Annotated in this window: 12 protein-coding genes; 7 read left to right on the forward strand and 5 right to left on the reverse strand. The window is 35.9% G+C overall.

Annotation, left to right across the window (positions count from 1 at the left end):
- Positions 1-128: 128 nt before the first annotated feature.
- The 3 genes from AC51AA_RS16755 to AC51AA_RS16765 form a co-directional block, all read right to left on the reverse strand.
- Complete coding sequence (locus tag AC51AA_RS16755; RefSeq protein ID WP_500703361.1) at positions 129-668, reverse strand: DUF4136 domain-containing protein; 540 nt, start codon at positions 666-668, stop codon at positions 129-131.
- Between the two features lie 50 nt (positions 669-718).
- On the reverse strand, positions 719-2,695 hold the full coding sequence (gene hutU / locus AC51AA_RS16760) for a urocanate hydratase (protein ID WP_500703362.1): 1,977 nt from the start codon (positions 2,693-2,695) through the stop codon (positions 719-721).
- Between the two features lie 269 nt (positions 2,696-2,964).
- The gene (locus AC51AA_RS16765) at positions 2,965-3,150 is read right to left on the reverse strand and encodes a C1orf53 family protein (RefSeq protein ID WP_500703363.1); all 186 of its coding nucleotides are present in this window, start codon (positions 3,148-3,150) and stop codon (positions 2,965-2,967) included.
- Positions 3,151-3,263: 113 nt separating this feature from the next.
- Here AC51AA_RS16765 and AC51AA_RS16770 point away from each other — a divergent pair, with 113 nt between their 5' ends.
- The 5 genes from AC51AA_RS16770 to AC51AA_RS16790 all read left to right on the forward strand — a co-directional run bounded on the left by AC51AA_RS16770 (position 3,264) and on the right by AC51AA_RS16790 (position 9,401).
- Positions 3,264-3,599, forward strand: coding sequence for a hypothetical protein (locus tag AC51AA_RS16770; RefSeq protein ID WP_500703365.1), 336 nt, complete (start codon positions 3,264-3,266; stop codon positions 3,597-3,599).
- A 27-nt stretch (positions 3,600-3,626) separates the two neighbouring features.
- Positions 3,627-4,505 carry a 1-aminocyclopropane-1-carboxylate deaminase/D-cysteine desulfhydrase gene (locus AC51AA_RS16775; RefSeq protein ID WP_500705652.1) on the forward strand — a complete coding sequence of 293 codons (879 nt, stop codon included), beginning with the start codon at positions 3,627-3,629 and terminating at the stop codon, positions 4,503-4,505.
- Positions 4,498-5,394, forward strand: coding sequence for a glucosaminidase domain-containing protein (locus tag AC51AA_RS16780; RefSeq protein WP_500703366.1), 897 nt, complete (start codon positions 4,498-4,500; stop codon positions 5,392-5,394). The genes AC51AA_RS16775 and AC51AA_RS16780 overlap by 8 nt, the downstream gene beginning before the upstream one ends.
- Positions 5,395-5,464: 70 nt before the next feature.
- Positions 5,465-6,751 (forward strand): glutamate-1-semialdehyde 2,1-aminomutase, encoded by a 1,287-nt coding sequence (hemL, locus tag AC51AA_RS16785; RefSeq protein WP_500703367.1) that lies wholly within the window; start codon positions 5,465-5,467, stop codon positions 6,749-6,751.
- Between the two features lie 175 nt (positions 6,752-6,926).
- Positions 6,927-9,401, forward strand: coding sequence for a zinc-dependent metalloprotease (locus AC51AA_RS16790; RefSeq protein ID WP_500703368.1), 2,475 nt, complete (start codon positions 6,927-6,929; stop codon positions 9,399-9,401).
- A gap of 79 nt (positions 9,402-9,480) precedes the next feature.
- Here AC51AA_RS16790 and AC51AA_RS16795 read toward each other — a convergent pair whose 3' ends face one another.
- The gene (locus AC51AA_RS16795) at positions 9,481-9,897 is read right to left on the reverse strand and encodes a DUF4890 domain-containing protein (RefSeq protein WP_500703369.1); all 417 of its coding nucleotides are present in this window, start codon (positions 9,895-9,897) and stop codon (positions 9,481-9,483) included.
- Between the two features lie 198 nt (positions 9,898-10,095).
- Here AC51AA_RS16795 and AC51AA_RS16800 point away from each other — a divergent pair, with 198 nt between their 5' ends.
- Together AC51AA_RS16800 and AC51AA_RS16805 are read left to right on the forward strand one after the other, a co-directional pair.
- Positions 10,096-11,124: a 2-hydroxyacid dehydrogenase gene (locus AC51AA_RS16800; protein WP_500703370.1), complete on the forward strand. Its 1,029-nt coding sequence runs from the start codon at positions 10,096-10,098 to the stop codon at positions 11,122-11,124.
- A 31-nt stretch (positions 11,125-11,155) separates the two neighbouring features.
- Complete coding sequence (locus tag AC51AA_RS16805; RefSeq protein ID WP_500703371.1) at positions 11,156-11,758, forward strand: hypothetical protein; 603 nt, start codon at positions 11,156-11,158, stop codon at positions 11,756-11,758.
- 78 nt (positions 11,759-11,836) lie between these two features.
- Here AC51AA_RS16805 and lysS read toward each other — a convergent pair whose 3' ends face one another.
- A complete protein-coding gene (lysS, locus tag AC51AA_RS16810; RefSeq protein ID WP_500703372.1) occupies positions 11,837-13,540 on the reverse strand; it encodes a lysine--tRNA ligase in 1,704 nt (567 codons plus the stop codon).
- Between the last annotated feature and the right edge of the window lie 34 nt (positions 13,541-13,574).

A 13,574-nucleotide genomic window follows, 5' to 3' on the forward strand; every position in this document is an offset into this window, starting at 1 on the left:
CTAAATTGTATATTGTTTACTTATTTATGTAATACCTCGATATTATTGCTGAATAGCAATAATATTGATAGAGATAATAATGTTATTTAAGTTTTTCATTTTAGATAATTGAATCGCAAATGTATTGATTATTTTTTTACTGGCGGATATTGTGCTAAAATTTTTGCTACGAACTCTGCCACTTTTTCATCTTTTTTGTCAACGTTTCGCGTTAAGGGACCAACTCCTTCACCTTGCCAAATCATTTCTTTCTTTTTAGCATCGATCAAGTCGATGTATAAAGTGCCTTGTGTAGAGGTAGAAACAGTGGTTTGTCCGCCTCCGTACATCATGTATGGATTCCATCCCCATCCCCAACCGTAGCCCCATCCAGCGCTAAATTGGTTGACATCTACTTGTTCACGTGATTTGGTAAAAATATTTATCAGTAAATCGGGGTTGTCACTTTTAGTGAAACCTTTTGCTTGTAATTGCTGGTCGATAGCGCGAAGAATACGTCTTTTATCCAAATCAGATATTTCAACCTTATCGATGCCAGGCTTGAAAAAGGCATAGGTTTTATAAGGTGTAAAATCTACGTTTTTATCATAATCAGAATAAACACTAACGGAGCTACATGAAGTTAGTATTAAAAGCAAAAAAACGGGAACTAATTTGAATGTTTTCATATGTTTAAATTTTAATGTTTTCATTTGAAATAAAATAATAACACTTTAGACTAAAATAGGTTTTCGTTCACTAGATTAGGTAAAGTTACTTTTAATAAAGGTTGATTTTTCATCGCTCTTTTTATCGCAAAAATGGCCTCGTCATTTCGAGCCCAACTTCTTCTTGAAATACCATTGTTAACATCCCAAAAAAGCATTGAGGCTAAGCGTTTTGAAGCCTCTTTAGAACCATCAAGAACCATACCAAAACCACCATTTATAACCTCTCCCCAGCCTACACCGCCGCCATTGTGTATCGAAACCCAAGTAGCTCCTCTAAAGCTGTCTCCGATAACGTTTTGAATGGCCATGTCGGCTGTAAAACGAGAGCCATCGTATATATTAGACGTTTCTCTATAGGGAGAATCCGTTCCTGAAACATCATGATGATCACGTCCTAAAACAACAGTTCCAATTTCACCTTTTGCAATAGCTTGATTAAAAGCTTCGGCAATTTTAATACGGCCTTCTGCATCCGCATAAAGGATTCTCGCTTGAGACCCTACCACCAACTTATTTTCTTGTGCTCCCTTTATCCATTTGATATTATCCTGCATTTGTTGCTGGATTTCATTTGGAGCTGTTTGGGCCATTTCTTCTAAAACTTGACAGGCAATGGTATCGGTTTTTTGTAAGTCTTCTGGTTTTCCAGAAGTACAGACCCATCTAAAGGGACCAAAACCGTAATCAAAACACATCGGGCCCATGATATCCTGGACGTAACTAGGATATTTAAAATCAATATTGTTTGGCGCCATTACATCGGCCCCAGCTCTTGAAGCTTCTAGTAAAAAAGCATTTCCATAATCAAAAAAATAGGTCCCTTTTGCCGTGTGTTTGTTGATTGCCGTAGCTTGTCGACGCAAAGATTCTTGTACTTTTTCTTTGAATAATTCTGGCTTATTAGCCATCATTTCATTCGCTTCTTCGAATGAAATTCCAGCTGGATAATAACCTCCAGCCCAAGGATTATGAAGCGAAGTTTGATCGGAGCCTAAATCAATTTTGATATTCTCTTTGTCAAAACATTCCCAAACATCCACCACATTTCCTAAGTAACCAATGGAGACTACTTCTTTATTGGCTTTGGCGGTAATAACCCTTTGGACTAAATCTGCTGTCGAACTTACAATTTCATTGATCCAACCCTGTTCGTGGCGAATTTTAGTGATTTTAGGATTTACTTCAGCACAAACGGTTATACAGCCGGCAATGTTTCCAGCTTTTGGTTGTGCGCCACTCATTCCTCCCAGACCCGAAGTTACAAATAAATTGCCTTCAGGATTTAATTTTATTTTTCTAAAGCCATTTAAAACCGTAATGGTGGTTCCATGTACAATTCCTTGAGGACCAATATACATATAACTACCGGCGGTCATTTGACCGTATTGGGAAACACCTAATGCGTTCATTTTTTCCCAATCATCAGGTTTTGAATAATTCGGAATAACCATTCCATTAGTCACTACCACTCTAGGGGCTTCTGAGTGGGAAGGAAACAAGCCCATTGGGTGACCAGAATACATGGTTAAGGTTTGCTCATCTGTCATTTCGGACAAATATTGCATGGTCAATAAATATTGTGCCCAATTCTGAAAAACGGCTCCATTACCACCATAGGTAATCAATTCATGTGGATGTTGCGCTACTGCATAATCTAAATTGTTTTGAATCATGTGCATAATGGCTTTTGCCTGCAATGATTTTCCAGGATATTCATCTATTGGTCGGGCGTACATGCTGTAATCAGGGCGAAGGCGGTACATATAGATGCGGCCATAGGTAGCTAGTTCTTGTGCAAATTCTTGAATTAACTCAGCGTGATGTTGAGGTTCAAAATAACGCAAGGCATTTTTTAAGGCCAATTTTGTTTCTTCTGCCGAAAGTATTTCTTTTCTTTTTGGAGCATGATTGATCGCCAGATCATATTCTTTTTTTGGCGGTAGTATGGAGGGAATTCCTTGTTGTATTTGTTCTTTGAAAGTCATTTTTTTAAGGTTTTTAGTGGGCTTGATTGGTTTTCTAGGCGAAGCAATCAAGTGACTATGGTAATAGAAAGTGAGTTTGATTGAAAAGCCGTTTTGAAAGTTGAATGCAATTCTCAAAAGGATACATTGGTAAGGAAAGCACTAAGGATACCGAATATCCGACCTGTGATAGGATTTGTAGATTTTAATCCTAAATTTTCTCAAGAGAATATCCATATCTTATTTTAGCGTTATGATGGTTGAATAGCCCCATCTTTTAAATGAATTGACTAAATTGTTTTCTTCTTAATTTCACCTGTTCTTTTATCATAACCATAGGGGCAATGACGGCAACCACTTTTGCAGCAATATCCTCGTTTTAGATGGTGCTTTTCAGTAAAGCATTTATAGCCTTCGGGCGTATAGTAAAAATCTTCGCCTTCGATTAATTTATTTTCATTACTTTGCTCTTTCATAAATCAGTTTTGGGTTCAAGCTCTTTGATTTCTTAATCAAAACATAAGATTTGATTGTGATTTTAATGAAATCAAACAATTTTATATCTACAAATTTATAAATTTTACAGCTAATGTTTCTGATTGTTGCTAAATATTTAATTCCAAGAGGATATAGAGGAATGACTGTATTTCCATTTGTATTGATGAAAAATGGTTTGGATAAAAAAAATCAACTTTTTTTGAATCATGAAAGAATACATTTACGACAACAAGTAGAGTTGCTGATTTTGCCTTTTTTTATTTGGTATTTTTTAGAGTTTGTAGTGCGTCTAGTACAATACAAAAACAAAGATATAGCGTATCAGAATATAAGTTTTGAAAGAGAGGCATATGCCAATGAAACCAATTTGGACTATTTAGAAAATCGATCTTTTTTTCGGTTTTTGCATTACCTAACTTTAAAATAAAAACAGCTTGTGAATCAAGAAATTCATATGGATTTTCCGGAGCATATTTCGGTAACTATCAAACGCGAAGATTTAATTCATCCGTTTGTTTCTGGGAATAAATTCAGAAAACTAAAATACAACTTACTTCAAGCGAAAGCCGAGAATCAAGATACTTTATTGACTTTTGGAGGTGCTTTTTCGAATCATATTGCGGCTGTAGCCTTTGCAGGGAAGGAGCAAGGTTTTCAAACCATCGGAATTATTCGTGGCGAGGAACTTAGCGCAAAAATAGAAGAAAATCCAACTTTGAAATTTGCCCAAGAAAACGGAATGCAATTTGAATTTGTGAGCAGAGAGGAATACCGTTTTAAAAACGAAATTGCTTTTCTGGATCAATTAAAGAAGAAGTTTGGTGACTTTTATATGGTACCTGAAGGAGGGACCAATGAATTAGCGGTTCGGGGTTGCGAGGAGATTTTAACAGCTCAAGATGCTCCGTTTAATTATGTCTGTTGTGCTGTAGGAACAGGAGGAACAATTGCTGGATTGATTAATAGTGCTTTGCCGCATCAGAAAATTTTAGGGTTTCCAGCATTAAAAGGTGATTTTTTAACCGATGAAATTCGTATTTTTGCGCAGAAAGATAACTGGGATTTAATTTCTGACTATCATTTTGGAGGATATGGCAAGATAAATGTAGAGTTAATTGAGTTTATCAATACTTTTTTTGAAGAAAGTAAAATACCCTTAGATCCAATTTATACAGGGAAGATGGTTTATGGCGTACTGGATTTAATTCGCAAAAACTATTTTCCTCCATATTCAAAAATTTTACTCATTCATACTGGTGGATTACAGGGGATTGAAGGAATGAATTTGAAGCTGAGGCAGAAAAAATTACCAATACTGAAAAGCAATGTTTAAAAAATTAGGAGTTCTCTTTATTATTATAACCTTAGCAAGTTGTTCGGCTAGCAAACCAGCTATTGTAACAACTAAAAAGGCAGCAGCAGTTCAGAAGCCTAGAGTAGCGGCTACCAAAAAGCCAACGTATACGAAACCAACTGCTAAGAGTTACCCCTCTACAAACAATAGCGCGGAGGTAATTCAATCGACTTCAAAAACGGTGGTGACCAACGACGTAATCAATAATTATATTCTACAATTTAAAGATATTGCTGTAGGGAACATGCAAAAGTATGGTATTCCAGCAAGTATAATTTTGGCACAAGGAATTTTAGAATCAGGCGCTGGAAGAGGCGATTTAGCTTTAGAAGCAAATAATCATTTTGGAATTAAATGCCATAAAGATTGGTTGGGAGAAAGTGTTCGTCACGATGATGATTCCGAACAAGAATGTTTTAGAAAGTATACTGAAGCTGCAGAATCGTATCGAGATCATTCTTTATTTTTAGTAGGTAAAAATAGGTATGCCTCTTTATTTACTTATGGAAAGGACGATTATAAGGCTTGGGCTAAAGGGTTGAGAGCTTGTGGTTATGCTACTGATCCTAATTATCCTGATAAATTAATTAGTTACATTGAACGCTATAATTTGCATCAATATGATTGTCAGGTTACGGGAAAAAACTATAAGCCTTTTGAAAAAGCAGTGGGGGGAAAAACGACACCCACAAGAACGGCTTCAATGGCCAATGTAAACTCGAATGATCCTTCGTTGTATGAAGTTCAAAAAGGAGATACCCTATATTCCATTTCAAAAAAGTTCAACTTATTGGTTGACGATTTAAAGCAGAAGAATAATCTTTCAGACAATGCGCTTTCCATTGGACAGAAATTGAAAGTGAAATAGTTTTAATGGATCGTTTTGAATCTTAAATGGAAATCATTCCATAATCCAAATTTAGAAATCTAACATCATAATGATATATAAAAGAAGTAGTCAGCTTTTTGCTGAAGCAGAAAAAGTAATTCCAGGGGGAGTAAATTCACCAGTAAGAGCCTTTAAAGCGGTTGGAGGAACACCTATTTTTGTAAAAAGTGCCAAGGGTGCTTATTTGTATGACGAAGACGGAAATAAGTTAATTGATTATATCAATTCTTGGGGGCCAATGATTTTAGGTCATGCCTATCAACCCGTTGTAGACGCTGTAATTGAAAAAGCAAAATTAGGAACTTCATTTGGAATGCCGACAGAATTAGAAACTCAAATTGCTGCTTTAGCGGTGGCTATGGTTCCTAATATAGATAAAATTAGATTCGTAAATTCGGGTACAGAAGCTTGTATGAGTGCCATCCGTTTGGCTCGTGGATTTACTAAAAGAGATAAAATAATTAAATTTGCAGGTTGCTACCATGGACATTCTGATTCGTTTTTGATTCAGGCAGGAAGTGGAGCCGTAACTTTTGGATCACCAAATAGTCCTGGAGTAACGGAAGGAACTGCTAAAGATACTTTGTTAGCCAAATACAATGATTTGGAGAACGTAAGTACTTTAATTGAAGCAAATAAAAACGAAATCGCGGCCATTATTATTGAGCCTGTTGCAGGGAATATGGGTTGTATTCCACCTCAAGAAGGTTTCTTGCAAGGATTAAGAGAATTGTGTACTGCAAACGGGATTTTATTGATTTTTGATGAGGTAATGACAGGTTTCCGTTTGGCTCGTGGTGGCGTACAAGAATTGTTTAATATCAATGCAGATATTGTGACTTTCGGAAAAGTAATTGGTGGAGGATTACCTGTTGGTGCTTTCGCTGCTCGTGCCGAAATCATGAATTATCTAGCTCCTCTTGGACCAGTTTATCAAGCAGGAACCTTATCTGGAAATCCTTTAGCTATGGCTGCAGGATTGGCCATGTTACAAGCCTTAGACAATGATCGTGCTATCTTTGATCGTTTAGAAGAAAAAACTGCTTATTTGGCCTCAGGAATAGACAAGGTATTAAAAGCCAATAAGGTTGCCTTTACCATAAACAGAGTCGGTTCGATGATATCAGTGCATTTTGATGCCGATCCAGTGGTTGATTTTCAAACCGCTGCAAAAGGAGATAATGAAACCTTCAAAAAGTTTTTCCACGGATTATTGCAAGAAGGCGTATACATAGCACCTTCTGCCTATGAGACTTGGTTTATTACGGATGCCTTAACCTATGAGGATTTAGATTTTACAATCCAGGCGATTGATAAAGTATCAAAGACATTTTAATTTTCAGCTACTCTAATTAGCTTTTCCCTATAAGGCTTTACTTTTTTAACAAAGTAGAGCCTTTTTTTAATTAAATTCGCAATAGCTAATTAGAGTAAAGAAATGATTGCTATCTATAGATTGGGGATCAAAAAACTACTTTTGTTATATTAAATAACCATTAAACCTGCTATGAATGAATAAGTTTTTCATTTTTACTACAATAGCTGCTTTTGCGCTATTTCCTACCAACCAATTTGCCCAATCTAAAAAGAAAAAATCCCAAAAAGACGAAGCTGCAGTAGTGACTCCAGAAAAGAAACCGGAGTCAAGCATTAAAGAATATAGCAAAGTAATTACCAAAGAAGCTATTTCAGATCAAGGGCTTTTTACGGTGCATAAAGTCGATAAAAAGTACTATTTCGAAATTCCAAACAAATATTTAAACAAGGACATGCTCTTAGTGAGTCGATTGTCAAAGTTGCCTGCTAATTTAGGAGGTGGTTATGTTAATGCAGGTTCGGAAACCAACGAACAATTGATTGTATGGCAACGATTTCAGGATAAAATTCTCATCAAGTCAAAATCCTATAATGCCGTAGCCAATGATAGCTTGCCGATTAGCATTTCAGTTAAGTCCAATAATTATGAGCCAACACTATTTGCTTTTGATATTGTGTCGTTTAGTAAGGACTCAGCCAATACAGTGATCGACGTTACTAAATTTTATAGCACTGATGTAAAGGCGATCAGTGGCATATCTGCAGAAATGCGTGAGGCTAATAAGGTTAGAGGACTTGATGATTCAAGAAGTTTTATCAACACCATTAAAAGTTTTCCAATGAATATCGAAGTGATTCAGGATATGACTTACAATGCTGCGAAACCATCGATGTTAGAAGAAACTGAATCGATCAGTATTCAGATGAATCAATCGATGATTTTATTACCGGAGGTACCTATGAAACCAAGGTTGGCGGATCCAAGAGTGGGTTGGTTTACCATGAGTCAGTACGACTATGGTAGTAATGAATTAAAATCGGACCTTAAAACCTATATCCGTCGTTGGCGTCTAGAACCTAAAGATCCGGAAGCTTACGCTAGAGGAGAGTTGGTAGAACCCATAAAACCTATTGTTTATTATTTAGATCCTGCGACGCCTGAAAAATTGCGAAAGTATATCAAATTAGGAATTGAAGAATGGCAAAAACCTTTTGAAACGGCTGGTTTTAAGAATGCGATTATAGCAAGAGATGCCCCAACAAAAGAAGAAGATCCTGATTTTAGTCCGGAAGATGTTCGCTATTCGGTTATTCGTTATGTAGCAAGTACCACCAGAAATGCGGTTGGACCAAGTGTTTCGGACCCTAGAACTGGTGAGATTATTGAAAGTGATGTGATCTGGTATCACAATCATTTGCGTTCCTATAGAAACCGCTATTTGTTAGAAACTGGAGCTGCTAATCCATCGGCGAGAACGTTACAAACTAGCGACGAAGAAATGGGAGATATGATGCGTATGGTGATTGCTCATGAAGTAGGACATGCCTTGGGTTTTCCGCATAATATGGGAGCAAGTTGTGCTTTTGATACGGAGAGTTATCGAAATGGTGCTTTTACGCAGGAAAATGGTATAGCGGCGAGTATTATGGATTATGCTCGATTTAATTATATTGCGCAGCCTGGAGATAAGAATATCCGTTTTATCCGTAAGATGGGTGCCTACGATCATTATGCTTTGAATTGGGGATATCGAGTAATTCCCAATGTCAAATCACCTGAAGCCGAATCTTCTATTTTAGATAAATGGATAGTGGATAAAGCGGGGAATCCTATTTATAAATACGGAAAACAAAGCAGTGTTTTTGATCCTTCTTCGCAAACAGAAGATATCGGGAATAATTCGATGAAGGCCAGTACTTATGGACTTAAAAATCTGGAATACGTGGCCAATCATTTAAATGAGTGGACCAGTAATGTGACCAATAATTATCAAGACCTAGATGAATTATATAAAGAATTATTGGATGTTTGGAGTAGATACGTGGGACATGTCGTGACCAATGTAGGTGGAGTGTATGAAAATACCAAAAATCCAAATCAGGCAGGAAGTGTTTATGAAGTGGTACCAAAAGTAAAACAAATAGAAGCAATGAATTGGTTACAGGCAAATGCTTTCGCTTCGCCTACATGGATTGTCAATATGAATACTCTTAAAAATACTGATTATGCAGGATATACCGAAAGGTTTAGAAGTCTTCAAGCCAGGCATTTGAATAATTTGTTAAGTGTAGGACGTATTGGACGATTGATGGATAATGAGATTCTGGGGTTAGACACCTATAAAGCGCTAGATTTGTTTAAAGATACTCGCAAAGGAATTTGGAAAGAAGCGAGTTTTTCTGGTAATGTGACGATTTATAGAAGAAACTTACAGCGTGCCTATATTGATAGAATGGCCGCTTTAATGACGGAGGAGATGAAGCCCACTGATAGAGGTACAGTTTATTATAATGTAGCACAATCCGATTTAAGGGCTCTAGTTCGAGGTGAATTGAATGTCTTGAAAACGATACTTCAAGCTGCTAAAGCAAAACCTGTAAATACCGAAACAAAATATCATTTTGAAGATTGTATTAAAAGAATAGATTTAGTATTAAATCCAAAATAAAAACACCAATAAAAAAGAGGCGAAAGCCTCTTTTTTGTTATGCTAAAATAAGATAAAGTAATTTTATCTTTTGATGCTTTTACATTTTTCCTTTCATTCTTTGTCTACTTTCGGCTTGCATAGTGGTCCATTTTTGATATTGGTCGGCATTCAAAATAGATTTTATTTTTGCATCATTAGCTGCTATTTCATCCGCCCATTGTTTTTGGAAAGCCGCTTTTTCCTCAGCAGTGAGTTTGGTATTGCTATCTTTTCTTTCTTGTCTGATTGCTCTTGATTTTTCTGCCTTAGCACTTTTTTCTGCTAAAAATTGTTTTACTTGAGCTTGTTGATTAGCATCTAAGTTCAATTGCGTAGTCATCCTCTGTAATTGTTTTTCATTACGTTGCTCCGGAGTTAATCTTTCTCTTGGCTCACGAGGGGGATTTTCATCAGCATTTTGTGCAAAACTTGCCATTCCCACAAATAACAAAGCTGCAATAAATAATTTTTTCATAATGTTAAGTTTTTTTAAAGGTTATAGCAATAAGACTTACAAATGTGTAATAGGTTTAATTGGATGGTTTGGAATTGTAGTTTATTTAACATATTGAAGTGTAAATTATTAAAACATTTGTCTAGTGCTACAATTACAGCATTATTTTGCTTAATTTTAATGAAATAACAAGAGTAAGGATATAGAAAATAGCCCATCATGAATTTAAATACAGCAGCAAATAATAATAAAAAAATTGCTTTTTTTTCAACACAAGCTTACGATAAAACATTCTTTAATAAGTACAATGACGAGTTTGGTTTTGAATTGGAATTTCACGAAACACAGCTCAATCTAAAAACCGTTGTTTTAATCGAAAATGCCACAATTGTCTGTGTTTTTGTAAATGATATTGTAAATGAGGCTGTGATTAAACAATTGGCCGATAAAAGCGTCAAAATTATTGCCCTGCGTTGTGCCGGCTTTAATAATGTCGATTTAGAAGCGGCTAAAAAATATAATATTAAAGTCTGTCGTGTTCCGGCCTATTCGCCTCAGGCAGTTGCAGAACATGCAATGGCAATGATTTTGACTTTAAATAGAAAAACACATAAAGCGTATAACAGGGTACGTGAACAAAATTTCTCGCTTAACGGACTATTAGGTTTTGATTTATTTGAAAAAACGGTTGGCATTATTGGAACAGGAAATATCGGAAAAGCTTTTACTAAAATTGCCCTAGGTTTCGGATGTAAAGTATTGGCCTATGATATAGTGATCAGTCCAGAAATGGAAAAAGACGGAGTTGATTTTGTATCTCTTGATGAAATCTTTAAATCGAGTGATATTATTTCATTGCACTGTCCTTTAAATGAGCAAACCAAACATGTGATCAATGCAAAGTCAATTTCGCTGATGAAAGACCATGTAATGCTTATTAATACAAGTAGAGGAGGGTTAATCCAGACTGCGGCAGTTATTGAAGGTTTAAAAGAGGGTAAAATAGGGTATTTAGGAATAGATGTTTACGAACAGGAAGAGAAACTATTTTTTAGAGATCTTTCCGAGGATATTATTCAGGATGACGCCATTCAGCGTTTAATGAGTTTTCCAAATGTTTTAGTTACGGCGCATCAGGCCTTTTTCACCAACGAAGCTTTAATGCAGATTGCTTTGATAACCTTTAGGAATATAAAATCGTTATTGGCTAAAAATGATATAGACAATAAAGCAGCTTTACTGGTGTAAAAGCATATTATTAGAATTAAAAAAAGAAACGATGAGAAATAAAATTTTAATATTGTTCGTGATTATGGCCATGTGTTCCTGTCAGAACAAAGAAAAGACAGCAAGAAAGGGGATTATTAAGACCATTGCTGAAGATACATTATCCAAAACAGTTACAGGAGCTGCTGATTTAAGTGATGCCCCTCCAAGAGATGATAAGGCTGTGGGATTGATTCGTAAACAGCTTTTGGTTTTATTGAAAAAAGATTTACCAGCAATGACAATGGATAATAGATTTTTTTATTATGAAGCTTTCGATTTAAATAACGACAAGAAAAATGAATACTTCGTGGGGTTTTCGAATCCATACTTCTGCGGCAGCGGTGGTTGTTCAGCTTATGTTTTAAATCCTGACGGAAGTTTAATGAACTCTTTCACAGTAACCAATTTCCCCATTTTTGTAGCCACTTCAGCAACGGAGAACTATTACGATCTAATCATGGAAAGCGGAGGTATATTTCATCTTGTAAAAATGAAAAACGGAAAATATCCGTCCAACCCCTCTGTTCAGGAAAAATGGAAAGGCCTAGATTTGAAAGAAAGTACTAAGGTTTTAGATATCCATGCTAAGAAAAGCCGAAAGTACTCGTTTTAGAAGTTATAGTTAGATAGAAATAAAAAGCCCGACATGTTGTAAAAACGTGTCGGGCTCTATTTTTTTTAGATAAAAAAACTATCCTACTAATTCCACCATTTTAAAGTCACCTTCAACAGCGACTTTAGTCAAACCATGTTTAGATAGGTTTTTCATAGCAGCATCCCATTTTTTACCGCTTAAATTGGCGTTTACTTTTAGTTGTGCTAAATCCAATTTATTTTCGTTCGCTTTTAGTAAATCAACGATTAATTTCTCTTCGTCAGTCAATTCAATTTGCGCTAGTTTTTTTTCTGGTCGCATTTGCGGGAAGAATAAAACTTCTTGAATTGAAGCATTATTGGTTAGGTACATAATCAAACGGTCCATTCCAATTCCCATTCCAGAGGTTGGAGGCATACCGTATTCTAATGCTCTTAAGAAATCTTCATCAATTACACCATTTGCTTCGTCATCCCCTTTTTCAGCCAAACGCATTTGGTCTTCAAAACGTTCGCGTTGATCAATTGGGTCATTTAATTCAGAGTAAGCATTCGCTATTTCTTTACCACAAACCATTAATTCAAAACGTTCTGTAAGTTCTGGATTGTCACGGTGTTCTTTACATAAAGGTGACATTTCTTTAGGATAATCGGTAATGAAAGTTGGTTGGATGTAGTTTCCTTCGCATTTAGCACCGAAAATTTCATCAATCAATTTTCCTTTCCCCATTGTTTTGTTCACGTCAATTCCCATTCCTTTTGCCGCTTCAAATAATTCGTCTTCACTTTTTCCTGAAATATCAAAACCAGTAAAATGTTTGATCGAATCGGTCATCGTTACACGAGCATAAGGTGCTTTGAAATTGATTTGATGCTCACCAAAAGTTACTTCACTAGTTCCATTTACTGCAATAGCACAATGCTCAAGTAAGCCTTCTGCAAATTCCATCATCCAATTGTAGTCTTTGTAGGCTACATATATTTCCATAGCGGTAAATTCAGGATTATGTGTTCTGTCCATTCCTTCATTTCTGAAGTTTTTTGAGAATTCATAAACCCCTTCAAAACCACCAACAATTAATCTTTTTAAATACAATTCGTTCGCAATACGCATATAAAGCGGGATATCAAGCGAATTATGGTGTGTGATAAATGGACGGGCTGCAGCACCACCTGGAATAGATTGTAAAACCGGAGTTTCTACCTCTAGATATCCTGCATCATTAAAATAACCACGCATAGCGGTATACAACTTTGTGCGTTTGATGAAGTTTTCTTTAACATGTTGATTCACTGTTAAATCTACATAACGCATTCTGTATCGTAACTCAGGATCATTAAAAGCGTCGTGTACGTTTCCATCTTCATCAATTTTAGGCAACGGTAGCGGGCGTAACGTTTTACTTAAAAAAGTAAATCCGTCTACACGAATACATTGTGCACCAACTTTAGTAGTAAACAATTCTCCTTCAATACCGATAAAGTCACCTAAATCAGTTAGTTTTTTAAATACCTGATTGTATAAAGTTTTATCATCACCTTCACACAAAACATCACGATTAACGTACAATTGTATACGTCCTTCGCTATCTTGCAATTCAGCAAAACAAGCTTTCCCTTGATCTCTAACACTCATCAAACGTCCGGCAACAATCACCTTCTTACCTTCTTCAAAAGACTCCTTAATTTGCTTTGAAGTATGATTTACAGGAAAAAGATTAGCTGGATAAGGATTGATTCCTAAGTTACGTAAGTTTTGAAGTTTTTCTCTTCGGATGATTTCTTGTTCTGATAATGCCATTTTGTGCTCTTTTTTAAGAGTGCAAAGATAAAAT

The sequence above is a fragment of the Flavobacterium sp. OHVDL-2026-0007 genome (assembly GCF_059882335.1).